The organism is Acinetobacter sp. ANC_7512 (genome assembly GCF_056779935.1).
In genome coordinates, this window is sequence record NZ_JBWYIX010000033.1 from 1 (window position 1) to 496 (window position 496).

The 496-nt window shown below is 39.1% G+C and carries 1 protein-coding gene and 1 pseudogene; both read left to right on the top strand.

Annotation, left to right across the window (positions count from 1 at the left end; translation table 11 throughout):
• Nucleotides 1-191 (top strand): annotated as a pseudogene (locus AC1M9H_RS14330) (catechol 1,2-dioxygenase); the annotation flags it as partial.
• 142 nt (nucleotides 192-333) lie between these two features.
• The coding region (locus tag AC1M9H_RS14335) for a CoA-transferase (protein WP_481610493.1) at nucleotides 334-496 on the top strand (163 nt) is incomplete at its 3' end.

Here is a 496-nt window from a genome sequence, read left to right on the forward strand (position 1 = left end):
TTTGGGATGACTTTGCATTTGCAACGCGTGATGGCTTAGTGGCAACTGCTGTAGACGTAACTGATGAAGCTGAAATTGCTCGTCGTGGTCTAAAAGGTGCGTTCAAACATATTCAATTTGACATTGAATTAGTGAAAGACGTTGAAGGTGCGCCTTCTACTGAAGTTGAACGTCGCCGCGCATCAGCTTAAAAATAATAAAGGGATGGATTTCGCATCCATCCTTTATCTTATTCACCTAAAGAATTTAGACCAATCCAAATCTAATCATTTTGATTTGTTTAAATTTTTGCAAGACCGAAAAGGATATAGATAGCTTTATCTATAAAACGCTATGATTGATAAATCTCAAAAGACTTTAACCGAAGCCCTCTCCCAAATTAAAGACGGTTCAACCATTATGATCGGTGGGTTTGGTACTGCAGGTCAGCCTGCTGAACTCATCGATGGCTTAATTGAACTCGGTATTAAAGACTTAGTGATCGTCAACAACAACG